This is a genomic window from Ewingella americana ATCC 33852 (genome assembly GCF_000735345.1).
Classification (GTDB): domain Bacteria; phylum Pseudomonadota; class Gammaproteobacteria; order Enterobacterales; family Enterobacteriaceae; genus Ewingella; species Ewingella americana.
Map to the genome: position 1 here is coordinate 1 of NZ_JMPJ01000046.1, position 23126 is coordinate 23126.

The 23126-nt window shown below is 56.5% G+C and carries 24 protein-coding genes; 12 read left to right on the top strand and 12 right to left on the bottom strand.

The features are described from left to right. Positions 1–221 precede the first annotated feature (221 nt). Entirely contained in the window at positions 222–605 is a 384-nt protein-coding gene (locus GEAM_RS08135; RefSeq protein WP_244956606.1) for a protein YebF, read from the bottom strand. Between the two features lie 293 nt (positions 606–898). Between GEAM_RS08135 and GEAM_RS08140 the strand changes: the two genes are divergently transcribed. The 6 genes from GEAM_RS08140 (at position 899) to GEAM_RS08165 (ending at position 6453) form a co-directional block, all read left to right on the top strand. Continuing rightward, positions 899–1777, top strand: coding sequence for an NAD(P)-dependent oxidoreductase (locus tag GEAM_RS08140; protein ID WP_172468506.1), 879 nt, complete (start codon positions 899–901; stop codon positions 1775–1777). Between the two features lie 294 nt (positions 1778–2071). Next, positions 2072–3085: an isopenicillin N synthase family dioxygenase gene (locus tag GEAM_RS08145; protein ID WP_034790373.1), complete on the top strand. Its 1014-nt coding sequence runs from the start codon at positions 2072–2074 to the stop codon at positions 3083–3085. A 59-nt stretch (positions 3086–3144) separates the two neighbouring features. After that, positions 3145–3960, top strand: a complete 816-nt coding sequence (locus GEAM_RS08150; protein ID WP_034790375.1) for a MetQ/NlpA family ABC transporter substrate-binding protein — start codon at positions 3145–3147, stop codon at positions 3958–3960. Next, positions 3957–4946 (top strand): methionine ABC transporter ATP-binding protein, encoded by a 990-nt coding sequence (locus GEAM_RS08155; protein WP_034790378.1) that lies wholly within the window; start codon positions 3957–3959, stop codon positions 4944–4946. The genes GEAM_RS08150 and GEAM_RS08155 overlap by 4 nt, the downstream gene beginning before the upstream one ends. Further along, the gene (locus tag GEAM_RS08160) at positions 4937–5614 is read left to right on the top strand and encodes a methionine ABC transporter permease (RefSeq protein WP_229333865.1); all 678 of its coding nucleotides are present in this window, start codon (positions 4937–4939) and stop codon (positions 5612–5614) included. The genes GEAM_RS08155 and GEAM_RS08160 overlap by 10 nt, the downstream gene beginning before the upstream one ends. A gap of 182 nt (positions 5615–5796) precedes the next feature. Further along, a complete protein-coding gene (locus GEAM_RS08165) occupies positions 5797–6453 on the top strand; it encodes an SDR family oxidoreductase (RefSeq protein ID WP_034790380.1) in 657 nt (218 codons plus the stop codon). Positions 6454–6534: 81 nt separating this feature from the next. On the opposite strand, the gene GEAM_RS08170 is transcribed toward GEAM_RS08165, so the two are convergent. Then, positions 6535–7143, bottom strand: coding sequence for a hypothetical protein (locus GEAM_RS08170; RefSeq protein ID WP_034790382.1), 609 nt, complete (start codon positions 7141–7143; stop codon positions 6535–6537). Between the two features lie 216 nt (positions 7144–7359). Between GEAM_RS08170 and GEAM_RS08175 the strand changes: the two genes are divergently transcribed. Beyond that, positions 7360–8055, top strand: a complete 696-nt coding sequence (locus GEAM_RS08175) for a GntR family transcriptional regulator (RefSeq protein WP_034790388.1) — start codon at positions 7360–7362, stop codon at positions 8053–8055. A 43-nt stretch (positions 8056–8098) separates the two neighbouring features. Beyond that, complete coding sequence (locus tag GEAM_RS08180; RefSeq protein WP_034790391.1) at positions 8099–8557, top strand: GNAT family N-acetyltransferase; 459 nt, start codon at positions 8099–8101, stop codon at positions 8555–8557. A 17-nt stretch (positions 8558–8574) separates the two neighbouring features. On the opposite strand, the gene GEAM_RS08185 is transcribed toward GEAM_RS08180, so the two are convergent. After that, a complete protein-coding gene (locus GEAM_RS08185) occupies positions 8575–9462 on the bottom strand; it encodes an MBL fold metallo-hydrolase (RefSeq protein ID WP_244956607.1) in 888 nt (295 codons plus the stop codon). Positions 9463–9576: 114 nt separating this feature from the next. Beyond that, positions 9577–10470 (bottom strand): LysR family transcriptional regulator, encoded by an 894-nt coding sequence (locus GEAM_RS08190; RefSeq protein ID WP_034790395.1) that lies wholly within the window; start codon positions 10468–10470, stop codon positions 9577–9579. 158 nt (positions 10471–10628) lie between these two features. Here GEAM_RS08190 and GEAM_RS08195 point away from each other — a divergent pair, with 158 nt between their 5' ends. Together GEAM_RS08195 and GEAM_RS08200 are read left to right on the top strand one after the other, a co-directional pair. Beyond that, entirely contained in the window at positions 10629–11477 is an 849-nt protein-coding gene (locus tag GEAM_RS08195; protein WP_034790397.1) for an SDR family NAD(P)-dependent oxidoreductase, read from the top strand. Between the two features lie 2 nt (positions 11478–11479). Continuing rightward, positions 11480–12433, top strand: coding sequence for an SMP-30/gluconolactonase/LRE family protein (locus GEAM_RS08200; protein ID WP_072009879.1), 954 nt, complete (start codon positions 11480–11482; stop codon positions 12431–12433). On the opposite strand, the gene GEAM_RS08205 is transcribed toward GEAM_RS08200, so the two are convergent. Next, positions 12369–13607, bottom strand: a complete 1239-nt coding sequence (locus GEAM_RS08205) for an amidohydrolase family protein (RefSeq protein WP_034790399.1) — start codon at positions 13605–13607, stop codon at positions 12369–12371. The two genes, GEAM_RS08200 and GEAM_RS08205, sit on opposite strands and share 65 nt — an antisense overlap. Before the next feature lie 194 nt (positions 13608–13801). On the opposite strand from GEAM_RS08205, the gene GEAM_RS08210 reads away from it, so the two are divergent. Continuing rightward, entirely contained in the window at positions 13802–14203 is a 402-nt protein-coding gene (locus GEAM_RS08210; RefSeq protein ID WP_034790401.1) for a nuclear transport factor 2 family protein, read from the top strand. 36 nt (positions 14204–14239) lie between these two features. Here GEAM_RS08210 and GEAM_RS08215 read toward each other — a convergent pair whose 3' ends face one another. The 7 genes from GEAM_RS08215 to GEAM_RS08245 are packed head-to-tail and all read right to left on the bottom strand — an operon-like array spanning position 14240 to position 22561. Beyond that, positions 14240–15718 carry a chlorohydrolase family protein gene (locus GEAM_RS08215; RefSeq protein WP_034790402.1) on the bottom strand — a complete coding sequence of 493 codons (1479 nt, stop codon included), beginning with the start codon at positions 15716–15718 and terminating at the stop codon, positions 14240–14242. Further along, positions 15718–16908, bottom strand: a complete 1191-nt coding sequence (locus tag GEAM_RS08220) for an amidohydrolase family protein (RefSeq protein WP_172468459.1) — start codon at positions 16906–16908, stop codon at positions 15718–15720. The genes GEAM_RS08215 and GEAM_RS08220 overlap by 1 nt, the downstream gene beginning before the upstream one ends. A gap of 9 nt (positions 16909–16917) precedes the next feature. Beyond that, a complete protein-coding gene (locus GEAM_RS08225) occupies positions 16918–18003 on the bottom strand; it encodes an ABC transporter ATP-binding protein (RefSeq protein ID WP_084674082.1) in 1086 nt (361 codons plus the stop codon). An 11-nt stretch (positions 18004–18014) separates the two neighbouring features. Then, a complete protein-coding gene (locus GEAM_RS08230; protein WP_244956608.1) occupies positions 18015–19010 on the bottom strand; it encodes an ABC transporter ATP-binding protein in 996 nt (331 codons plus the stop codon). A gap of 9 nt (positions 19011–19019) precedes the next feature. Continuing rightward, on the bottom strand, positions 19020–19973 hold the full coding sequence (locus GEAM_RS08235; RefSeq protein ID WP_034790405.1) for an ABC transporter permease: 954 nt from the start codon (positions 19971–19973) through the stop codon (positions 19020–19022). Between the two features lie 14 nt (positions 19974–19987). Continuing rightward, positions 19988–20953, bottom strand: coding sequence for an ABC transporter permease (locus tag GEAM_RS08240; RefSeq protein ID WP_034790406.1), 966 nt, complete (start codon positions 20951–20953; stop codon positions 19988–19990). Between the two features lie 30 nt (positions 20954–20983). Continuing rightward, positions 20984–22561, bottom strand: a complete 1578-nt coding sequence (locus GEAM_RS08245) for an ABC transporter substrate-binding protein (RefSeq protein WP_034790407.1) — start codon at positions 22559–22561, stop codon at positions 20984–20986. 127 nt (positions 22562–22688) lie between these two features. On the opposite strand from GEAM_RS08245, the gene GEAM_RS08250 reads away from it, so the two are divergent. Further along, positions 22689–23096, top strand: a complete 408-nt coding sequence (locus GEAM_RS08250; protein ID WP_034790411.1) for a hypothetical protein — start codon at positions 22689–22691, stop codon at positions 23094–23096. Positions 23097–23126: the final 30 nt, after the last annotated feature.

A 23126-nucleotide genomic window follows, 5' to 3' on the forward strand; every position in this document is an offset into this window, starting at 1 on the left:
AAGGCTCGAAGCCTGAAGCGAAGGCACCGCCTAAGCGGCGACATTTTGCGGTGGATAACGGAAGCCCCTGAAACACGTCCGCCCAACGAGCGAAGCACGCAGTGAAAGAGCCTGGGAGTCCAGGGGGCGGTGGCGATAAGCCGCCCCCTGGTCGGTGTGGGCCGACGCCCACGGTTTTGAATTTGAATTTGAATTTGCGGGATTGGGCTGCAAGCCCAAACTCAATCTACGCTCTCGTACTTAATGTAATGATTTGTGCAGTTAAAATGCCCCACATACTTGAGCTCGCCGCTCGCGCCTTTCGCCGTGAAGGGAACCCGGTAAGTGCCTTTCTCATCCTTCACGTTATCGCTGACAAACGACAGGACAGGGACGGCGGTGCCGATATAGTCTTTATCGTTGCCCCAGTTCGGGATACGGTTTTGCATAAAATCACGGGTAACGGTGTCAATGGCGTTCTGCGGAGTGATGTCTTTACAGGCTTCTGGCGTGGTGCGCTGCATCCACATCGGGTACAGGTATACCGTGCCGAGCATCACGACCATGATAATAAACACGGCTGAAATCATGCCGATTAACACCACTTTGCTTTTATTTCCTACCACGTTCTCTCCTGAGCAGTCTGTGCATAGATATCATGCGATTTATAGACTACGTTGATAATCCAATGTAAATCATAACGTCACAACCGGGCATGTTACGATAGAACGCCCAGCGCTGGGACCCTTTTTTGTTGCCAAGATTGTCTCGCCGGGCAGTGGATATCCTCGCCTAAGACGTTATTTGACGCATTCCGTTACAGAACCTGTGAGCTTTAAGCTTCAGGTCAGTGCTAGCATTTTTTTCATTGCGATCACCACCAGCGTGATCTTGTTTCACATTATCAGGAGAAAGAATGATGAGTCAGAAACCCTCTGTAGCCGTACTGGGTCTGGGCGCGATGGGCCACGCCTTTGCTGCTAACCTGCTGAAAAATGGCTTTGAAACTCACGTTTGGAACCGTACCGCTTCGCGCGGCGAAGCGCTGGTGAAGGCCGGGGCTAAGCAGGGCAAAACCGTGCGCGAAACCGTCGAGGGTGTGGATGTGGTGATCGCCATGCTAGCCGATGGCCCAACCACCCAGTCAGTATTTTCTGGAGATGACGGTCTGCTGGCGGGCTTGAAGCAGGGCGGCATTATTGCCCAAATGGGTACCATTGGCGTCGAAGCGAACGAAGCTCTGATGGCGTTGATCAAACAGCAGCGTCCCGACGCGGTGTTCTTCGACGCGCCAGTCTCTGGCACCAAAACTCCGGCGGAAAACGCGCAGATCGTGGTACTTGCCAGCGGCGACCGCGAAGCAGGCCCGGCGATTGAGCCGGTATTTGCGGCAATCTCCAAAGGGGTGAAATGGCTGGGTGAAGCAGGGCGCGCCTCCAAAATGAAACTGGTGGTCAATGCTTGGCTGATATCCATGATGCAAGGCATCGCCGAGAGCGCGCAGCTGGCCGACGAGTTTGGTTTCACCACTGATGACCTGTGGAACGTGCTGGAAGGCGGCCCGCTGGCACCCGGTTATATCAAAGTCAAAATGGACATGTTCAAAAGCGGCGATTACACCCCGCAAATGCATCTGACTTGGGCATTAAAAGATATTAATCTGGCGCTGAAAGCCGGTGAGAAATTGCAATTACCGCTGATGAACAGCATTAACCAAACATGGCAAAGCGCGGTGGACGCCGGATATGGTGAGCAAGATCTCAGCGTGGTTTACCGTTATTTGGGCGATAAGAAATAATATCGATTAATTATTGAGTTATAAAATCTCCAAGCCCCTCGTCTTAAATAGGCGCGGGGCAATTTCCCTTTAGCAATTAAATGCAAAACCTCTCCCAACGCTTGGCTTTGGCTCAATTCTTCATATTATTGAAAACAAAATAACCAGTTAATTCAATACTCTAACCATTCAGCTTCGCTGGATTAATGGCGTTTTATTGTGCAATAAATTCAGGTCATAACTTAGAGCTTTTAAATATTAGAGCCAGCAACATCGCCGGTGTTAGCGTTATTACAACCCGCTATATCGGAGAAAATGATGAGCACTATTCCATTAATTGATTTTTCCCAATTCGACCAATCTGGGGAATCTCGTGAAAAATTCCTCGCCCAGTTGCGCCACGCGGCGCGCGACATTGGCTTCTTTTATTTAAAAGGCCACGGCATTGATAAACAGTTATTAAGCGACGTGCAACAGGCTTCGCGCGACTTCTTTGCCCTGCCGGAAGAGCAAAAGCTGGCGGTCGGCATGATTAACTCTCCGCATTTTCGCGGCTATAACCGCGCAGCGTCGGAAATCACTCGCGGCCAGCCTGACTGGCGTGAACAGTTTGACTTGGGGGCTGAGCGCCCCGCGCTGAGCATTGATGCCAAAACGCCGGGCTGGGCCAGATTGCAGGGACCGAACCAGTGGCCGGAATCCTTGCCGGAGCTGCGCCCGCTGCTGCTTCGCTGGCAAAAAGAGATGACCCAGATGTCGCTGCGCCTGTTGCGTGCTTTCGCGCTGGCGCTGCACCTGCCGGAAAAAACTTTCGATCCGCTGTATGGCGAGAAACCAAACGAACATATCAAACTGATCCGCTATCCGGGCCACACCGAAGGCCAGAGCGGACAGGGCGTCGGCGCGCACAAAGACTCCGGCTTCCTCAGTTTCCTGCTGCAAGACCACCAGCGCGGACTTCAGGTAGAAGTGGAAGAGGGCCAGTGGGTGGATGCTTTACCGATTGAGGACACGCTGGTTGTGAATATCGGCGAACTGCTGGAGCTGGCGACCAATGGCTATCTGCGCGCCACGGTTCACCGCGTGGTTTCTCCGCCGTCGGGTCAAGATCGCCTGTCATTGGCCTTCTTCCTTGGCGCACAGCTCGACGCCGTGGTGCCGCTGTTCCCGCTCCCGGCTGAGTTAGCCAAGGATGCGCGCGGCCCGGCCAGCGATCCGCTCAATCCGCTGTTCCGCGACGTCGGTTTCAACTACCTCAAGGGGCGTCTGCGTTCGCACCCTGACGTGGCCCAGCGCTTTTATGCTGACATTCTGGCAGCTACTGCCTGATTTGCTTACCAACGGATCGACATTTTCTACACACCATCAATAACAATAAGGGTCACACCATGCTCAAAACTCTGGTCACACGTATTTCTGCGGCAGCTCTATTGGTCGCGTCAGTTTCTGCCTATGCCGCTGAACCCCTGCGCGTGGCGGCGGACCCCATTCCGCACGCTGAAATTCTGGCGTATGTGAAAAAAATCGATCCGAGCTTGGATCTGAAAATCATTGAGATCACCAATGGGGTGAATTCCAACGAACTGCTGGCCCACGGCGATGTGGATGCCAATTACTTCCAGCACGTGCCGTATTTGCATTCGCAAGAGCAGGCGCTGGGGGTGAAGTTTGCCGTGGCGGCCACGGTACACATTGAGCCGCTGGGCGTTTACTCCAGCAAATACAAGAGCTTCAAAGATGTGCCGGACAACGCCAAGGTCGCGGTGCCAAATAACGTGACTAACCTCAGCCGCGCGCTCTATTTACTGCGCGACCAGGGCTTAATCACCCTGAAGCCGGGCTTTAACGATCCGGCGAAAGATCAGGCCACGCCAAAAGACATCGCGGATAACCCGAAACACCTGAAAATTTTGGAAATTGAGTCGCCGCAAATCCCGCGCTCTTTGGATGATGTCGATCTGGCGGTGATCAACGGCAACTACGCCCTTGAGGCGGGACTGAGCCCGGCGAAAGACGCGCTGGGTCTGGAAAAAGCCCAAGGCAACCCTTACGCCAACATTCTGGTGACCACCGAGAAGCTGGCTTCTGACCCGCGTATCAAGCAGTTGGCGAAAGACCTCGAATCACCACAGGTGGCGAAGTTTATTGCTGATAAGTATAACGGTTCAGTGATCCCAGTGGCGGCGGCAGGCGATAAATCATGATAGTCGCCGAACATCTGACCAAACAGTACGCCGGACAGGGCGCCGCCGCGCTACAGGACGTCTCCCTGACCATCAACGACGGGGCAGTGTTCGGCATTATTGGCCGCAGCGGCGCGGGGAAAAGCACCCTGATCCGTTGCCTGAATTTACTAGAGCGGCCCGATTCGGGCCGTATTCTTGTTGATGGCCATGACCTGACCACTCTGAACGACGCCGAGCTGCGCCTCCAGCGCCAGCGTATCGGCATGATTTTCCAGAACTTTAATCTACTTCACGCCCGCAATGTCAGCGACAACGTGGCGGTACCGCTGCAAATCGCCGGCGTGGGGCGCGCCGAGCGCAAAAAGCGCGTGGCGGAATTGCTCGATTTAGTCGGGCTGAGTGACAAAGCGCAGGCTTTCCCGTCACAGCTCTCCGGCGGGCAGAAGCAGCGCGTGGGCATCGCCCGCGCCTTGGCGGCTAGACCAAATTATTTGCTCTCCGATGAAGCGACCAGCGCATTGGACCCGGAAACCACCGACTCCATCCTCGCGCTGCTGCGCAGCATTAACAAGCAGCTCGGGCTGACTATTGTGTTGATCACCCACGAGCTGAACGTGGTGAAGTCCATCTGCGACCACGCCGCGCTGCTCTCAGGAGGAAAAGTGCTGGAGTCTGGCGCTATTTCCCAGCTGCTGGCTGACCCGCAATCTTTGCTGGGCAAGGCGCTGATGCCGGACTGCGGGCTGCCCGAAGCCGTGCCAAATCCGCTGTTGCCGGTCGCCGAACTCACCTTCTATGACACCTTGCTGGCTTCGCCGGTGCTCAGTTCGCTGGCCCAGCAGCACGGCGTCGGCGTGACCCTGTTTGGCGGCGGCGTGGAGTCGATTGCCGGGCAGAGAGTCGGACGTTTGCGCGTCGGCTTCCAGCCGCCAACCGGCGGGGTAGATTTGAGTGAAGTGATGCTGTTCCTCAACCAACGTGGAGTGAAAGCCGAATGGGTGTAAGAAACAGTATGGCGTGGGATGACCTTTACGATCTGGTGCTCAACGCCACCGGAGAAACGCTGTATATGGTGGCGCTGGCGACCATTTTTACCCTACTGGTTGGCCTGCCGCTGGGCGTGCTGCTGTTTATCACTCGCCGTCAGGGTTTAACGCCGTCGCCAAAACTGAGCGCGGTGCTGGGTACTATCGTCAATATTGGTCGTTCGCTGCCGTTCGTGGTGCTACTGATTGCTCTGATCCCACTGACTCGCTGGGTGGTCGGCACGACGCTTGGCAGTACGGCGGCGGTAGTGCCAATCACCCTCGGCGCCATTCCGTTCTTCGCGCGGATTGTCGAAAATGCCTTGGATGAAGTGGATAAAGGCCGCATTGAAGCCATTCAGGCAATGGGTGGCGGGCTGCGTTATGTGATTTTCACCGTGCTGCTGCCCGAGGCGCTACCCGCGCTGCTGGCGGGGGTGACGCTGACTATCGTGATGCTGATTGGCTTCTCCTCAATGGCCGGGGTGATTGGCGGCGGCGGGCTAGGGGATTTAGCCATTCGCTACGGCTACCAGCGCTTTAACAATCAGGTGATGGTCGCCACCATCGTGATGCTGGTGCTGTTAGTGCAAATCATCCAAACCCTCGGCGATCGGATCGTGCGCTCGCTGGCACACCGTCGCTAAACACTTTTCTGCCAATATCTTCCCTCAATATGCCCGGCCGCCGCTGTTTGCCGCCGGGTTTACCATTTCCCCCAATGATGAACCTTTAACCTGTCGGCGCGGAGTCAACCCGCAGCGAAAAGTCTATGTGCTACAGTTAATGTTCCATGTGAAACATGACGTAAACCACCAAGGGAGTATTTATGACCAAGGTCGCAATAGTCGGAGCACACGGTCAAATTGGCCAGTTACTTATCAAGCATCTGGTCGCGCAGGGGCTGGGTGCCGTCGGTATCGTTCGCAAAGAAGAGCAGGTTCCCACCATGAAGAAGTTGGGTGCCGAACCCGTGCTGTTAGATATTGAAAACGCCACCGCCGATCAGTTGGCAACCTGCCTGCAAGGGGCCGATGTCGACGCCGTGGTCTTCGCGGCAGGCGCGGGCGGAGGTTCTTCTGCCGAGCGTAAGCGCACCGTGGACTACGCCGGTTCGGTACTGCTGGCCGAAGCCGCGCACTTGGCAGGCGTTCGCCGCTATGTGCAAATCTCAGCGATTGGCGTCGATAACCCAATCAAACCGGACACTGACCCAGTGTGGAAAGCCTATATTGAGGCAAAACGCGACGCGGATATCGAGCTGAAGAAAACCGGCCTCGACTGGACCATTATCCGCCCCGGCCCGCTGACTGACGATCCCGCCACTGGTCTAGTGACACTCTCCCCAGACGCCGGGCGCGGTGAAGTCACCCGCGAAGACGTGGCATTAGTGGTCGCCGCCGTCTTACAGGCACCAAGCTCAATTGGTAAACAGTGGGAGTTACGCGGCGGTGAAACACCAATTCGGGATGCAGTGACTCAGTGATTGTTAGGTTTTACCCCTGAGCACAATGCAATAAACCTCACCCCAGCCCTCTCCTTAAAAAGGAGAGGGAGTTAATAAAAATCATAAGGTTTTCAACGGTTCCTGACGGCGGAAGAAGGCAATAGCCGCGCCGAGACACAGCACGTAGCCCATAAACTCAGTCCCTTCCTCGACGATATTCTTCACCGTGCGGACATACTCATCCTGCATCACGGCTCGCCACACTTCATTCATGCCGAACAGCCGTGAGAACACCAGAATCAGCACCAGACCGCAGACAATATAGTGGCAGGCCGGGTGAGCGAGAAAGGCCGACAGCCCGCGGGCCGTGGTCTTTGGCGTGATGGCGGCCCAAATCACACAATAGACGGCGAGCAGGCTGGCGAAATAGACCCAGGCACCTAAGTGGATCAGGTCAAACAGCGCGTCCAGTTCGCGGATAAACATACAGCCGAAGAAGCCGCCGATCAGCACCATGCCGCCGCGCAGCGCGGGGTGGCGTTTGGCTTGAAGGAAGAACAGGGCGGATGTGCCTAACAGCGCGACCTCCTGCAAGATTTCGGTGGCGGAAATCTCACCCACCTGATTTTTGAAAATGCCCACGTCGAGATAGATAACCCCGACCACCAGAAGAGCCCCAGCGCTCAGTAATAAAAAGTTAACCACGTGCCGTAAAATGACTTGTTTCATTTATAGTTTTCCCGTGTCTGTTCAATGAATCTTCTCCTCGCTACGGGCGCGACGAAAAGTCTGAAAAGGATACGGATGAGAACTATTATCTGCTGGGCAAACCGTGCTGCAATGATAAACTGAGGTGACAATACGTGCCTTTTTGCGGCTAGTATTAGGTTTTCACCCGCACCATGCGATCACTGTCAGTCATAGAACACGAGGCATCCGGTTTTAATGAGCAATCAACCCACTACCGCAAAACAGCTGGAAGTTCAGCGTATTGTCGACGTCCTTTCCAAAGCCATTGCTCAACACCGTTTGCGCCCCGGAGCTCGCCTGATTGAAGCGCAGATTGTCGAAGCACTGAATGCCAACCGTAACCACGTGCAGGTGGCGCTGCAGCGTCTGGCGATGCAGCGCATCGTCACTATCGAACCAAACCGTGGTGCCATGGTGGCTCAGCCGACAGCCAAAGAAGCGCGGGAAGTGTTTACCGCCCGCCGCGCCATCGAGCGCGCGATTGTCGAAACCATCACCCCTGATTTGATGCGTCGCCACCGTCACCGTATCACTAGCCATTTAAAAGGCGAGCGCGAAGCCACCAACTCCACCGACCGCCGCGCTATCGTGCGCGAACTCAGCGAATTCCACCTGATGCTGGGCGAGATTTGTGGCAACGAAGTGCTGAGCGAAATCCTCAACAACTTGATGGTGCGCAGCTCGCTGATTGTCGCGCTCTACCAGCGCAATGACGTGCCTTCCTGCCAGTCTGACGAGCATCAGGCGATCATCACCGCGCTGGAAGCTGGCGATAACGAGCAGGCCGCCGCCGTGATGATTGAGCATCTGGATGAGCTGGAGCAGCAGTTAGCGCTGGAAGAAAGCTCATCAAGCGATGTGAATCTGCGTCAGGCTCTGGCCGACCTGTAATCGCTTCCCCCCACTGCTAACGATTGAATCAGGGAGATGTTGAATGACTCATGTGACCTTCCGCAAAGCCACCATTGCGGATCTTCCCGCCATTGTTGCACTTTTGGCCGACGACATTTTGGGCCAGCAACGGGAAGACAGCAGCGTTCCCCCGGCGCAAGTGTATGTCGATGCGTTTAACGCCATCGACGCCGATCCCAACCAGCTGCAAGTGGTGGCGGTGAATGGCGAAGAGGTGATAGGGACTCTGCAGCTCACCTTCACGCCGGGCTTGGCGCGAAAAGGTGCGTGGCGCGGGCAAATCGAAGGGGTGCGGATTTCCCGCCACCATCGCAGCGCGGGAATAGGTGAGTTGATGTTTGCGTGGGCGATTGAAGCCTGTAAAGACAAAGGCTGTAAGTGGGTGCAGCTGACAACCGATAAACAGCGCCCTGACGCGCACCGTTTCTATGACAAGTTAGGTTTTGTCGATAGCCATATTGGTTATAAATTGGCGCTCTAAGAGCGCCATATCATCACTTATTTGGCTGGTTGGAAGACGTAATGATCGCCTTTCGCCACGATGTAGCCGACGCCGGGGAACGGGAAGTGCGGCGCGAAAATCAACTCATGGTCAGCCGCCAGTTGCGCTAACAGCTTCTCGCGGCTGGCGATACCTTCAGCGCGATCGTTGTCATAACTAATCGCCCATTCAGGTTTAGCCAGCGAAACAATCGAGCTGTGGGCTGAATCACCAATATCATAAATCCGCGCCTTGCCCGAGGTTATCTGGTAGCCCACGTGGCCCGGCGTATGGCCTTTCAGCGAAACGGATTGAATACCGTCCAGCACCTTGTCACCCGGAGCAAAGGTCTTCACCTGCGGTTTAATGACCTTCACCAGATCGGCCATTTTCGGCATGCCTTGCAGCCACTGCCAGTCCGGCGCAGAGATTTTCACCACCGCGTTAGGGAACGCCTGCTTGCCGTCGGCTGTCACCAAGCCGCCAATATGATCGCCATGAACATGGGTGATCAGCACATCGGTGATCTGCTCCGGTGTATGTCCCGCCTTCGCCAAACTCTGGATTAATGCGCCCTGAACGGACGGGCCTAGTCCGGTGTCGATCAAGATGTTTTTCTTGCCGTCTTTGATCAGCAACGCATCCACGCTGAGCTCAATTTTATCTGTCTCTGCTCCGGCAGATTTCAACACATCTGCCACGGCTTTCGGGCCGACGTCCACCCCAAGCACTTTGCCGTCATTAGGCAGGGCATTATTTTTGTCTAAAAGCGACGTAACTTCTAATTTACCAACCTGAAAGGTTTTGTAAGCCGGGGCGTTATCCGCCCACGCGCTGAACGCCGAACAAGCCATTAACACAGCGGAAAAAATCAGGGTTTTCTTCATCTTTAGTGTTCTCAACATGAATGTCTCTGGGCCATGGAGCAAAGGACAAAGCCGAAATTAACTTTATCTATCCTTTTAGATAATAGTCAAATTGATGAAAAACATGAGAAATATAATTAATTTCGATATCGCTCAGGGCTTGTCGAGCAAAGCCAGAAAATTCGCCAGCGTCGCAGCCACCGGCTGTGTATTGGCAAAGAGCATAAAGAGGGCAATTTCGGCCTGCGGCGTTGCATCACTGAGTGGTAGGAAGCGCACTTTGGCATTCGCGGAATCATTCGCCACCGATTCAGGGACCAGCGCCAGACCAAATCCGCAGGAAACCAGTGCTATCAAAGTGCTGATTTGCGCGGCCTGCTGCACGATGCGCGGGTAGAAACCGGCACTTTGACACAGCTGGATCAACTGCTGGTAGTAGCCTTCGCCGAGCTGCGGCGGGGTGAAGACAAAGTCTTGGTCGGCTAAAGCACAGAGATTAATCTCGCGCTGGGCGGCCCGCGGATGCTCGGCAGGCAGGGCAACGACAATCTTTTCGGTCAGAAAAGGGGTCAGCTTGCCGTGCCGCAACTCCACGGCGGGCTGGCGAATAAAGGCTAAGTCGGTCTCTCCCTGTTGCACTGCTCGGATTTGCATCGCCGACGGCATCTCTTTGATCTCCAACTCAACCTGCGGATAGCGTTGCCTGAACTGGCTCAGCGCGTTGAGCAACCTCGGATAGCCCGCGAGAGAAACCGAGCTAATGGTCAGCTTGCCCGCCAATCCCTCGGCCACCTTGCGCACGTGACTGATTTGCTGGTCGAGAGAGTGCAGCAGGCCGCGCGCGCTGTGCAGAAAAGCGCTTCCCGCCGGGGTCAGCGCCACGCCACCGCGGTCGCGAATTAATAGCGTGACGCCCAGCTTTTCCTCTAATTGCCGCACGGCCACGCTCAACGGCGGTTGCGACATATGCAACAACTCGGCAGCGCGGTGGAAGTTAAGGGTCTCAGCCACGGTCACGAACTGCTTCAACACTCTGGTTTCAATCATTTTTATTCTCGATTAGACGCGGCATAGATACATGATAGGTGAGTGTAGCTCATGACATGATATTAATTTCGTATCAATGGCGCGAGTCAACGGTATTCAACTTTTGTTCGCCAACTCGCTAGCCTTGGGCTTCAAAACTTAACTCAGGGAGCATCAGGATGGAATTTACCGACAAAGTTGCCGTCATTACCGGCGGGGCGCGTGGACTAGGGCTGGCTTATGCCAAAGCCTTGGCGAAACGCGGGGCGCGGGTGGTGCTAGGCGACGCGGGCGCTGACAATTCGGGCCAAGGCAGCGATGCCAGCGTGGTGCAACAGGCGGCGCAGGCGCTTGAGCAGCAGGGCTTTCAGGCGCGGGCGCATCAGGGGGAATACTCTCAGGAGGCGGATTGCCAATCGCTGATTGCCATGGCTGTCGAGGCGTTTGGCGGTGTTGATATCATTATTCATAACGCTGGATGGGTGGATTATCAGCCCATTGAGCAGACCGACAGCGCATTCCTAGAGCGCGCACTGGGTATCAACGTTTATGCCCCGCTGTGGTTGTGCAAGCACGGCTGGCCACATCTGAAGAGATCGGCCTGTCCGCGCGTGGTGCTCACCACCTCGGACCGCGCCATGTTCGACGAGTACGCGCAGGTCGGGCTGGCAGGCTACGCGGCGGGCAAAATGGCACAGATTGGCATTATGAATGCGCTGGCGCTGGAGGGGAAACCTGCGGGAATTCTGGTCAACGCGATTTCACCGGTGGCCAAAACGCGGATGTGGGGCGTGCAGGGAACGCCGACCACCGATCTCACCCCAGAGTCAGTGGTGCCGGGCGTGCTCTATCTGGCTTCGGGGGAATGTCGCGAGAGTGGCTACGTGCTGCGTGCCAGCAACGGCCAGTTCACCGCCACCCGTTTTGTCGAGAATCAGGGCGTGGATTACCCGCTGGATTTAGCGCGCATTGCCGTTGAAAACGCCGAAGACTTTGCCGAACGCTGGTCGCAGATTAAGGAGCGATAAAAATGGCAGTTACCACGTCAATCAGCCATTTTGTAGGGGTTCAGGCTACGCTGGGGGAAAGCCCAGTATGGGACATTGCACGACAGACGCTGTACTACATCGACATCACCGCCGGGTCGATTTTCGCCATCAAACCGGGCAACCAGCATACCGAGGTCTATCGCTCCGCCGGGCGCGTGGGGGCCTTAGCCCTAACGCAGGCCGGCAACCTGATTTTCACTGAAGATGCCCACGTCGCCTTGCTGACCCTTCCTGCAAGACAGGTGGTCACCCGCCTCGGCGAGGCCAGCAGCAATCAGACTTATCGCTACAACGATGGGGCCTGTAGCCCACAAGGGCAATTTATTAGCGGATTGATGGATGAACGCCATTCGGCGCAATCTGGGCGTTTGCACAGCTATGGGGCTGAAGGCAAAAAGCGGGTTTTGCTCAGCGGCATGGGCCTTCCCAACGGCATTGCTTGGTCGGCCGATGGCGGCACAATCTACTTTGTTGATTCTGTCGCGCAGGCGATTTATCAGGCCCCGTGGCCTCTAACCAAAGGCCAGCCGCTGCAACCACGCGTGTTTGCCCACACGCCCGCTGAACTTGGCAGACCCGATGGTATCGCCCTCGACGTAGACGGCAATCTGTGGGTTTGCCAGTTCAACGGCGGCTGCCTGCTACATTACAGCGCCAGCGGCCAACTGCTGCGCAAAGTCGAGCTGCCAGTGCCACGCCCGACCAGCTGCTGTTTCGGCGGCGAAGAGCTTAAAACGCTGTACATCACCAGCGCCCGCTTTGGCATGAGTGAACAGGAGCTGCGGCGTTTCCCGCTGTCCGGCGATATCTTCCAGCTCGGGGTGAGCAGCGCCGGGCTGGTGCCGCACGGCTTCGACGATGCGCAATGGCTTACGAATTCATCGCAAACAGCAGCCTCGCCGCCGGGCGCTCAAAGGTCTTTCTCCCGGCTTTGAAGGCCATTAAGGGCTGGCTAATTTCCGCAATAACCGCCGAGGGCGAAGGGGCGTCAAACACCACGAAATCTGCATGGCAGCCGGGGGTTAAGCCATAGTTTTCTAGCCGCAATATCTTGGCCGACTCGCTGGAGACCCAAGCCAGACAGCGCAGCAGCTCGCTGGCAGTGCCTAGCTGAGTGACATTGGCGAACAAATTGGCCTGCCGCACCAGCGACGCGTCGCCATAAGGCGTGAAAGGGTTACCAATATTGTTGCTGGAAATGGAGCAGGTGACGCCACAAGCGTCTAAACGCGCTAATGGCGCAACGCCGCGCGGCTTATGGTGAAAATGCTCGCGGCCGGTGAGGAACAAGTCGGTGGAGGGCAGCGAGGTGACCTGTACGCCAGCCTGTGCCAGTGCGTCTCCCAAGGTGTCAATGCGCTCAGCCGGAAGTGCCGAAAGCTTGGTGACATGGCCGACGGTAACCCGGCCAGCGCGCTGAAAACGCCGGGTGCATTCAATGACTTTTTCGAGGGTCATACCCTCCGGCGACAGGTCGAAATCGAGATGGAAATCCAGACAGCGGTCATAGCGGGCCGCCAATTCAAACAGCCTTTCGATTTGCCCTTCAGGGTCGCTGTCGGTGTAAGGGCAGCCTCCCAGCACCTCGGCCCCCAGTTCTAACGCCCGACAGAGCAGGGCCTCTGTGCCGGGGTTATTCAGCAAACCTTCTTGCGGAAATACGCAAATCTCTAGGGTGATGGCGTGGGCGAAATCCGTCTGCAAACGGCGAATCGCGTTAAAGCCGGTGAGTCCAATCTGCGGGTCGATCTCCACATGGGTGCGCATATAGCTGGTGCCCTGAACTATCGCCTTATGCAGCACGTTTGCGCCGCGCTGGTAAACATCCTCTTCGGTGAAGTCGCGCTTGGCCTGCCGGGTCTGCTCCACGGCCTCGCTCAGGGTTCCCTGCTGCAAATCGCAGCGCGACATAATGCAGGCTTTATCCAAATGAATGTGCGTCTCCACCAGACCGGGCAGCACCATGGCACCTTGTAAATCCACCGTCTGGTATTGCGCAGAACTCGGCGCGCTGACGAATTTCCCGTCTTCAATCCACAGGGTGGCGTTTTCCTTATCGGCCAAACGGGCGTTAACGATTCTCAGGGTAGGTTGAAAAGGACGGTTCATTTTTTTCTCTCCTCTTGCTAGCATTAGCATAATTATTGCTAGCAATATGGGTGCCATTATTCATAAGGTGGAAGATAGTCGATAAACCGCCACTTCTGCCAAAAATGGCTAAGATTTCGCACTGTTAGCGGGCGAGCCTTGCACCATCAGCACTCATTTTGCTAAACGCACTATTCTCTGAGAGGAAAAAAACTATGACACAGCTTCATCCAGCGGTAGAAATTGTTAGCAATTTCCTAGAAGCCTCTATGGCTCCGGATCCGGTAAAAGCCGCCACTTATATGGCCGACGACGTGGTGATCACCTTCACCGGCAAACGCGTAATGCCAGACGCTCACCACATCACGGCGTTTAACGGCGCGCGCTACGCGTGGGTGAAAAAGTCCATCGGGCAATATGACTGGATGGAAAAAGAGGACCACACCGTGGTCTATTCTAACGGCACGCTGTACGGCGAATGGCCAGACGGCAGGGCGTTTGCCGGTAACCGCTATGTCGATCGCTATGAAATCCGCGACGGAAAAATCACCCGCATGGATGTCTGGAACGACAGCGCGGAGTGGATTTTAGCGCCTGAGATTTCGCAAAAAGCCTGACAATGCTGGGGAGGCGACTCCCCAGCATCTCCTTGGTTAAGCTCGCTTGACGCTGAATGAGGGTCGGAATATCTCTGCCACCGGCGGGTGCAGGAAGCTGCGCTCGGGGTAGGTTTGCATCAATTGCTGAAACTGCTGGTGCGCCTGATGATGCAGCTGGTCGAGATCAACTTGGCGCTTCACCAGTTGGCGATCCCACAGCACTTTCTCCCCGGCGATAATCACGTTTTTCACATCACGACCGTTGCCGTTGATCACCATTGCAGTAATGGGGTCGAACACTTGGCCCATCGCGGGCTGGCTGAGGTCATAAAAGACAATATCGGCCTGAGAACCCGCGCAGAGTCGACCTAAGTCTGGGCGGCCCAGAGCCTCCGCGCCTCCCAAGGTTGCCATGCGATAGTAGTCGGCGGCGCTGGCGGCGGAGACATTGCCGGTCACCACGCGGCTTAACACCGTGCCCATGTGCATATTGGTCACCATGTCCGGCGGGAAGGTGTCAGTGCCGAGGGCGATATTCACCTTGGCCTGCTTCAACGCGGTGTATTGCTCCATATATTTAGCATGACGCCCGGAAACCAGCGGGCAGGCGACAAGCGAAGCGCCAGAGGCCGCCAGCAAGGTGATATCCTGCTCGATGCTCTGCGCACTGGGATCCTTGCCGCCCAAAAACTGGCCGTGGGGCAGCAGCATGTGGCGATGCAACAGGCCGAAATCCTGCAATACCTGCAATGAGCTGCGCCCGCCAAAGCGCGCCGCGACTTCATTCACTTCCAGCTCGCTTTGGCAGCAGTGCAGGCGAGTCGGGCACTGCAACTCAGCCACCGCCTGACTCAGGGCGCACAGCAGGCCGTCGGTGCAGCCTTCAATGCGATCCGGCGCCAGCGCGGCGCTCAGCGTCGGCGTGCCGCGACGGCGGATCTCTTCGGCAAAGATCACGGCATCGTCCAGCCCCTGTAAGCCGCGCTTTTCATCAAAACGCGCACCAATGCGCCCGTCGGCCTCCACCACGTTGTGGCCTGACATAAAGGCCGGGCCGAGCCACAGGCGTATCCCTAATGACTCGGCAACGTCCGCCGCGTGGCGGTATTCGTCGAGATCTTCAGCCCATTCGCGATACAAAATCGAAGTGATCGGCAGCGCGCTGGTGATGCCATTGAGCAGCAGGTGAGTGTAAGCATAAAGCTTGTTGAAGTTGAGCTGTTCGCGGCTGAGTAAATCGCGCCGCGGCCAGTCTGCCGCCACCACGCGGCCTTTTTGCCAGCCGGGCTGATTATCAAAACCCAGCACCGTGGTATCAAGGTCGCCAAGGGCATCGAGATCGACAAAGCCGGGGCCAACCAGCGCGTGGGGCGCGCTGATTTCCTCATCCACCGCGCCCGAATAGCCGTGGCCGACAAATAACACTTTGTCGGCCTGATAAACCACTTCGCCGTGCTCATACAGCTGGTGATCCCCTTGAGCATAACCCACCACCCAGCCCGCCCGAATGCGGGTAACGCGCTGCGTCGTCATCAGAATAAGCACTCCCCGGCATCGACAATTACCTTGCCGTGTTTAATCACCGTGTGTGGGGCGTTCAGCGTGACGATGGCCTCGGCCGCCACGCGGGCCTCGGTCAGCACCAGATCGGCGCGACATCCCACCTCTATGCCATAATTTGGCAATTTCATCACTTTCGCACCGCCATAGGTGATGGATTCCAGCGCGTGCAGCATCTCGCTGTCTTTGCGCCAGCGATAGCGCAGGCCGACCGCCATCGCGCGATAGAGCATGTCGCCATTGCCATAAGGGTTCCAAGTGTCGCGCACGCCGTCGTTGCCGGCGCAGATATCAACGCCCGCGGCGCGCAACAGCAGGTAAGGCGGCACTGCGACGTCCACCGGCGCGGTAGTTGCAATGGAAATATTCAACTCGGCCAGCTGTTCGGCGAAGATCTTCTGCTGCTCAGGCTCAACCATGCCGAGACAGAAGGCGTGGCTGATGGTCACCTTGCCCGCCAGCCCAAACTCGCGGGTTTTGGCAATGATACGCTCGACGCTAAACGCGCCCATTTCGCCGCGTTCGTGCAGGTGGATATCTACGCCTTTGCCATATTCTGCCGCCAGCCGGAAAATAATATTCAGATGGGTGATCGGGTCTTTTTCATACGAGCAGGGGTCCAGCCCGCCAATCAGGTCTGCGCCCATTTTAAGCGCCTGCTCGAGGTGCTGCTCGGTGCCGGGGCTTTGCAAAATGCCGCTTTGTGGGAAGGCCACGGTTTCGATTCCCACCAGATGCTTCAGCTTCTCTTTGGTTTCCAGCACGCCCTCGACGTGTTTGACGCCGATTTCGTTGTCGACATCAATGTGGGTGCGGATAAACGAGGTGCCGCGACTGACGCAGTGGCGCACGATGCGTTCCGACTGTAACTGCGAGTTAAAGTCATTTTCGCGGCGGAATTTGCGCTCATTGGCGATAATCGCCTCCAGATTGCGCGGCAAATCATTCTCATACCACTCCTCGCGCCCCCACAGGCTTTTATCGATGTGGGCATGGCCGTCAATAAATCCCGGCAGCAAAAGCTGGTTTTTACCATCTAGCCGTTGCGCGGCTGGCGCGGCTAAATTCGGCCCAATCTGGCGGATCACGCCATCTTCAATCAGCACGTCGACGCGCTCTTTCGGCGCGGTGTAGAGACGCACATTGCTTATCAACAAACTCATGATTTCTCCTTATAGGCTTTGGGTCAGCACCTGCAAATGGGGGCGGGCGACCAGGGTCGGATGGTGGCACTCAATATGGTGTTGCTCTGACAACGCGCTCACCGGCGGGGTTTCGCGGCGGCAAAGGTCGGTAGCCTGCGGGCAGCGTGGGTGGAAAGCACAGCCCACAGGCGGCGCGAGCGGGCTGGGCACGTCGCCGGAAATCGGCTGGCGCTCGCCGTGCTGGCCGCCAATTTTAGGAATCGCGTCAATCAGCATCCGGGTGTAAGGGTGGCCGGGATGACGGAAGATTTCATCCACCGGCCCCAGTTCGACAATTCGCCCGAGGTACATCACCCCGACGCGGTCGGAGAAGTGCGACACCACCGACATATTGTGGCTGATAAAGAAGTAGGTCAGCCCCAAGTTGTCCTGTAAATCGCTCATCAGGTTCAGCACCTGAGCCTGCACCGAGACGTCGAGCGCCGAGGTGGGTTCGTCGCAAATCAGAAAATCGGGCTGGGTCACCAGTGCGCGAGCAATAGAAATGCGCTGACGCTGGCCGCCGGAAAACTCATGGGGAAACTTAAACATATCCGCTTCGCTCAGGCCGACCTGTGACAGTGCCGCAGCCACCTGCGCCCGGGCCTGACGCACATTGCCGACCCGATTCTGTAACATCAGCGGCTCGGCAATAATGCGTTCAATGCGCCAACGCGGGTTGAGGCTGGCGTAGGGGTCTTGGAAGATCATCTGAATGCCGCGACCGGACGCCGTACTGCCCGCCGTTAATGGCCTTCCTGCGTGGTGGATCTGCCCCGACGTCGGCTGATAGACACCCGCCAGCGCGCGGGCCACGGTGGATTTTCCACAGCCAGATTCGCCCACCAGACTGAAGGTTTCCCCCTGATAAACCGTAAAACTGATGCCGCGCACGGCCTGTAACAGCGCCTTTTGCTGGCGTTTCAGCAATCCAGAGAGGCTGGAAGCGCCAACCTCAAAGTGAATGTGCAGGTCTTGCACCTTCATCAACGCGTGGCGGGCCGCCGGGGCCTCTGCCGCAGGGATTTCAGTGAGCGTTGGCGGGGCGGTAGGCAATAATGTTTGGGTATTCATCGGCAACTCCTTCACAGATTCAGGCAGGCGACTTGCGACAATCCGCTGACGTCGAGTGTCGGCTGCTGCGTGCGGCAGTGGTCAGTGCATTTCACGCAGCGCGGATGGAAAGCACAGCCGCCGGGCAGTTGGTTGAGTCGCGGCATCGCCCCGTCAATCTGCGCTAGACGCGGGCTGCGCTCGGTCAGGCTAGGAATAGACGCCATCAGCCCACGGGTGTAGGGGTGCTGTGGCTGGCTGACCACCTGCTGCACCGGGCCAATTTCTATCAGCCGCCCGGCATACATCACGGCAACGCGGTCACAAACTTCGGCAATCACCCCCATGTCGTGAGTGATGAGCATCACGGCGGCGTGATGCTGCTTACACAGGCGTTTCAGCAGGCTCAGCACCTGCGCCTGCACGGAGACGTCGAGCGCGGTCGTCGGCTCGTCGGCGATGATCAGCTCAGGTTCAACGCACAGGGCGAGGGCGATGATGATGCGCTGGCGCATGCCGCCGGAAAATTGGTGCGGATACTGCTCCAGACGCTGTTCTGCGCCGCTAATGCCGACCTGCGCCATCAGCTCCAGCGCCCGCTGGCGGCTCTGTTGGGCAGTCAGCGGCAGGTGGGTGCGAATGGTTTCAATCAGCTGCTCGCCGATGGTTAATACCGGGTTCAGGCTGGTCAGCGGGTCTTGGAAAATGCAGCTTATCTTGCGCCCGCGCAGCTTGCGGCGTTCGCCTTCGCTCAGATTATCAATACGTTGGCCGTTAAACAGGATCTCGCCGCCGCTGATCCGGCCCGGTGATTCGAGCAGGCCAGAGATAGCCGAGCCGGTGAGCGATTTACCCGCGCCGGACTCACCCACCACTCCTAAGATCTCGCCGGGAGCCAGTGAGAATGAAACATCGTGGATGGCTCGCAGCGCGCCTTTGCGGTGCATAAACTCGACACTGAGGCCATTTACACTCAGCAGCGGCGGGGCGTTGAGTGGAGCCTCGGCGGTGGAAGTCAGCATATTCATCTCATTCTCCTAACGCAGTTTCGGGTTGAGCACATCGCGCAGCCAGTCGCCGAGGATGTTGAATGAAAGTGACAATGTCACCAATATCAGCGCCGGGAACAATACCACCCACCACTGGCCGGAGAACAGGTATTGGTTACCTTCATTGATCAAAGTACCCAGCGAGGGCTGGTCTGGCGGCATGCCGACGCCCAAAAAGGAGAGCGTGGCTTCGGTGAGGATCGCCAGCCCGAGATGCAAGGTCGCCAGCACGGAAATCGGGCTGAGGACATTGGGCAAGATATGGCGGAACATGATGTGCAGGTTGCGGCCACCGCTGATTTTCGACGCCAGCACATACTCTTTGTTTTTCTCAAGAATAGTCAGGCTGCGGATGGTGCGGGCGTACTGCATCCAGCCGGTCAGGGTGATCGACAAGACAATAATTGGCATCGCCATCATCGCCTGACTGTCCTTGGGCAGTAAGCCACGCGCCACGCCGCTGATCAGGAGTGAAAACATAATGGTAGGAATGCTCAGCATGGCGTCGGCAAATCGCATAATCAAGGTGTCTACCAGACCGCCGAGATAGCCACTGAGCACGCCCAGCAGGGTGCCGAGAACTAGTGACAGTGTCACGCTAATTAGACCGACAATCAGGGAGATGTTCAGGCCGTAGAGCATCAGCGAGAGTAAATCGCGCCCCTGAACATCACTGCCCAACAGGAACCGCGACTCGCCGCCGCTCATCCACGCCGGAGGCAGTTCGGAGTCCATCAGGTCAAAGCTCGAGGCGTCGAAGATGGCGTAAGGTGCCGTCCAGTGGCTAAACAGCCCGGCGACCAGCAGAATGACCGCCCAGACAAAAGCCACCACGGTGATTTTCGATTGCCAAAAACGATAGATAAACTCGCTGTCCAAAAACATCGCCAGATGCTGTTTTGAACGCTGCCAGCGAGTCGGAGAAACCCAGTTTTCGCTCATTTGTGCCTCTCTTATCAGGATTTCTTCATACGCGGGTCGATCAGGTAATAGAGCAGATCGACGCTGGTGTTGATGACAATGAATATCAGCGAGATAAACACCAAATAGGCGGAAATCACTGGGATATCGACGTAGTTAATTGCCTGAATGAACAACAGCCCCATGCCCGGCCATTGGAAAACCGTCTCGGTGACGATGGCAAACGCAATCAGCCCGCCAATCTGTAACCCGACGATGGTCACCACCGGCAACAGGGCATTGCGCAAGGCGTGGCGGAAATAGAGGCTTCTGGTCTTCACGCCGCGCGCCTTGGCAAACTTGATGTAATCCGTGCGCATCACTTCCAGCATCTCTGAACGCACCAGCCGCATGATGAGGGTTATCATAAACATGGCCAGAGAGAGCGCGGGCAGCACTATTGAACGCCAACCGCTGACGCTGAGCAGCCCGGTGCTCCAGTAGCCAAGGTGCGTGGTGACCCCACGGCCGCTGGAGGGGAACCAGCCGAGCCAAACTGAAAACACGATGATCAGTAAAATCCCCATCAGGAAGCTGGGCAGAGAGACGCCGAGCAGGGAGAGAAACTGCACCAGACTGAGCAAAAAACGGTTCTTGCTGATGGCTGACCAAACCCCAAGCGGGAAGCCAACCAGCAGTGAAATCACCACCGCCACGGCGACCAGCTCCAGCGTGGCGGGCAATCGCTCGAGGATCAGGTGGAACACGTCCACCTGGTTGTAATACGAAATACCGAAATCGCCGTGGCACAGGCGCACCACGAAATGCCAAAACTGCATCAGCATGGGGTCAGTCAACCCCAGCTTGCTGCGCAGGGCTTCGCGCTCTGCCTGCGTGGCGCTTTCCGGCAACATGTTGTTTACCGGATCGCCCAAATACTGGAACATGCTGAAAGAGATAAAGGCCACCGCCAGCATCAGAAATGCCACCTGCACCAGCCGCCTTATCAGATAACCCACCATAGATTTTCCCCGCTCAATAGACGCTGCAACTTATGGGCTGACTTTGGCGTACCACAGGCGCACCACGTTATCCGGGCTCTGTTTCACCGCCAGATTCTTACCTGCCACCCAGACCACGGGCTCAAAGTGCATCGGCATATAAGGCAGGTCGGCCTGCGTCAGGTTGATTTCGTCACGCAGCAGCGCCACGCGCTTGGCGTCGTCCTGCTCCGGAATCGATTGCTCAATCAGGCTGTCGACTTTCGGATTGGAGTAGCGGGGAACGTTGAACATGCCGAAGCCGCTATTGTCATTGGTGTGCAGCAGCTGCACGGAGATGCTGTAGGCGTCCATGATGGGCAGGTTCGCCCAGCCCAGCACCGCGACATCGGTTTTGCCATTGTCGGTGATTTGGTTATAAACGCTGTTGGTATGCATGGTCAGCGTGGCTTTGACGCCAATCTTCGCCCAGTAGCTTTGCACCGCCTGACACCACTGCGGGGCATTCATGTAGGAGCCTTCCACGCAGTCGAAAGCCAGCTTGAAGCCATCGCCGTAGCCTGCTTCGGTGAGCAAAGCTTTGGCTTTATCCGGGTTATATTTGAGGTCAATGGCCTGACTGGCGTCATAGCCGGGGATGGCCGGGGCCAGATAGGTGTTGGCGACGGTGGTCATGTCGCGCATGATTTTTTTAACAATCGCCTCGCGGTTCACCGCCATCATCAGCGCCTGACGCACGCGCAGGTCTTTCAGCGGGTTTTTGCCATTGACGTTGCCCGCGTTAAGAGTGTCGCGCAGGTTAAAGGTGAGGAAATCCACTCGCAGCGAAGGGCTGACCAGTGTCTGAATTTTGTCGTCCTTGCGCAGCCGGTCGATGTCCTGCAACGGCACGCTGGTCACTAAATCATACTCATTGGCCAGAATGCCGGACAAGCGGGTGGCGTCCGAGGTGATAGGTTTGAAGACGATTTCATCGATATTGGTCTGCGAGTTTGCCGCATTCCACCACGTCGGGTTTTTCTTCAATACCATCTGCGCTTCACGCTGGCGGCTGACCAGCATAAACGGCCCGGTGCCGTTAGTGTTGTTGGTGGCATAGCCTTCGGTGCCCTGACTCATGCTGGTCGGCTTGAGGGCGTTGTGCTCGGTCATCCACTTCTTATCCATCATCATCACGCCGCTGAGTTCATTCAGTGCAATGCCGCTTTTCTGCTTGAGATGAATGTCCACGGTGTATTTATCCACCGCCACGGCGTCTTTAATGGTCGAAGCGTTGGCGCGAATACCTGAATCCGGATCGGTAACGCGTGCAATCGAAGCCACCACGTCATCCGCATCGAAATCATCACCGTTTTGGAATTTCACGCCCTGACGCAAATAGAAACGCAGGGTGGTGTCATTGACATATTCCCACCGCAGTGCCAGCGTCGGCTGCAATTTCAGGTCATTGTCGCGCTGCAACAGTCCTTCATAGATGTGGTTTTGAAAAGTCAGCGCGGTGGTCGAAGCAAAAGCGTAGGGATCCAGAGTTGGGATGTCAGCAGCGACCGCCCAGCGAACAATATTTTCGGCCTGTGCGGCCTGTATGGACATGCAGGTCAGCAAAAGCGGCAACGCAAACTTTTTCATCGAAGCATCCTCAACGGTGGAGTAATTTAAAAATAGTCACTAGCCTTATTGCTAGCAATATTTATTAAGCAACCATCGTGCCAGAGATCAATTGCGGCCATTGGAGGCAGAATTGCAGGGAAGGGAGGTGATTTCGGGAGAATTCGGTGCACCTAAATGGGACGGATGCATTGTGGTGGGGCAATTGCTAGCAATTTTGGTTTTCAATTGCATCTTTAAGGTCAAGGTCAAGGTCGTGGGCTCGCCGCCCACACTGGCCCAAAGGGTTTTAAACGAAACCCTTTGGAATCCTGCGTTTTTTTATTGCTGGGGGATCGAGGCTGCGCAGGGTTGGGGTGGACGTGTTTCAGGTATTTCTTTTCACACCGCAAAATGTCACCGCTTAGGCGGTGCCTTCGCTGCGGGATTCGAGCCTTGGGTCTCGAACCTCTTGCTCAGTGCCATTTTTGAACGCGGTCTACTGGCATTTACTTCGAGCGGTTTCAGTGGGGTTGGGGTTGGCTCCCTCTCCTTTTTAAGGAGAGGGCTGGGGTGAGGTTTGCCGCATCGAGCACAAGTCAAACCA

What these genes read in the sequence shown, in the direction of transcription:
- GEAM_RS08140 (WP_172468506.1), top strand. Translation starts at nt 899, where the DNA reads ATGAGTCAGAAACCCTCTGTAGCCGTACTGGGTCTGGGCGCGATGGGC.
- GEAM_RS08145 (WP_034790373.1), top strand. Translation starts at nt 2,072, where the DNA reads ATGATGAGCACTATTCCATTAATTGATTTTTCCCAATTCGACCAATCT.
- GEAM_RS08150 (WP_034790375.1), top strand. Translation starts at nt 3,145, where the DNA reads ATGCTCAAAACTCTGGTCACACGTATTTCTGCGGCAGCTCTATTGGTC.
- GEAM_RS08155 (WP_034790378.1), top strand. Translation starts at nt 3,957, where the DNA reads ATGATAGTCGCCGAACATCTGACCAAACAGTACGCCGGACAGGGCGCC.
- GEAM_RS08160 (WP_229333865.1), top strand. Translation starts at nt 4,937, where the DNA reads ATGGGTGTAAGAAACAGTATGGCGTGGGATGACCTTTACGATCTGGTG.
- GEAM_RS08165 (WP_034790380.1), top strand. Translation starts at nt 5,797, where the DNA reads ATGACCAAGGTCGCAATAGTCGGAGCACACGGTCAAATTGGCCAGTTA.
- GEAM_RS08170 (WP_034790382.1), bottom strand. Translation starts at nt 7,143, where the DNA reads ATGAAACAAGTCATTTTACGGCACGTGGTTAACTTTTTATTACTGAGC.
- GEAM_RS08175 (WP_034790388.1), top strand. Translation starts at nt 7,360, where the DNA reads ATGAGCAATCAACCCACTACCGCAAAACAGCTGGAAGTTCAGCGTATT.
- GEAM_RS08180 (WP_034790391.1), top strand. Translation starts at nt 8,099, where the DNA reads ATGACTCATGTGACCTTCCGCAAAGCCACCATTGCGGATCTTCCCGCC.
- GEAM_RS08185 (WP_244956607.1), bottom strand. Translation starts at nt 9,462, where the DNA reads ATGTTGAGAACACTAAAGATGAAGAAAACCCTGATTTTTTCCGCTGTG.
- GEAM_RS08190 (WP_034790395.1), bottom strand. Translation starts at nt 10,470, where the DNA reads ATGATTGAAACCAGAGTGTTGAAGCAGTTCGTGACCGTGGCTGAGACC.
- GEAM_RS08195 (WP_034790397.1), top strand. Translation starts at nt 10,629, where the DNA reads ATGGAATTTACCGACAAAGTTGCCGTCATTACCGGCGGGGCGCGTGGA.
- GEAM_RS08200 (WP_072009879.1), top strand. Translation starts at nt 11,480, where the DNA reads ATGGCAGTTACCACGTCAATCAGCCATTTTGTAGGGGTTCAGGCTACG.
- GEAM_RS08205 (WP_034790399.1), bottom strand. Translation starts at nt 13,607, where the DNA reads ATGAACCGTCCTTTTCAACCTACCCTGAGAATCGTTAACGCCCGTTTG.
- GEAM_RS08210 (WP_034790401.1), top strand. Translation starts at nt 13,802, where the DNA reads ATGACACAGCTTCATCCAGCGGTAGAAATTGTTAGCAATTTCCTAGAA.
- GEAM_RS08215 (WP_034790402.1), bottom strand. Translation starts at nt 15,718, where the DNA reads ATGACGACGCAGCGCGTTACCCGCATTCGGGCGGGCTGGGTGGTGGGT.
- GEAM_RS08220 (WP_172468459.1), bottom strand. Translation starts at nt 16,908, where the DNA reads ATGAGTTTGTTGATAAGCAATGTGCGTCTCTACACCGCGCCGAAAGAG.
- GEAM_RS08225 (WP_084674082.1), bottom strand. Translation starts at nt 18,003, where the DNA reads ATGAATACCCAAACATTATTGCCTACCGCCCCGCCAACGCTCACTGAA.
- GEAM_RS08230 (WP_244956608.1), bottom strand. Translation starts at nt 19,010, where the DNA reads ATGAATATGCTGACTTCCACCGCCGAGGCTCCACTCAACGCCCCGCCG.
- GEAM_RS08235 (WP_034790405.1), bottom strand. Translation starts at nt 19,973, where the DNA reads ATGAGCGAAAACTGGGTTTCTCCGACTCGCTGGCAGCGTTCAAAACAG.
- GEAM_RS08240 (WP_034790406.1), bottom strand. Translation starts at nt 20,953, where the DNA reads ATGGTGGGTTATCTGATAAGGCGGCTGGTGCAGGTGGCATTTCTGATG.
- GEAM_RS08245 (WP_034790407.1), bottom strand. Translation starts at nt 22,561, where the DNA reads ATGAAAAAGTTTGCGTTGCCGCTTTTGCTGACCTGCATGTCCATACAG.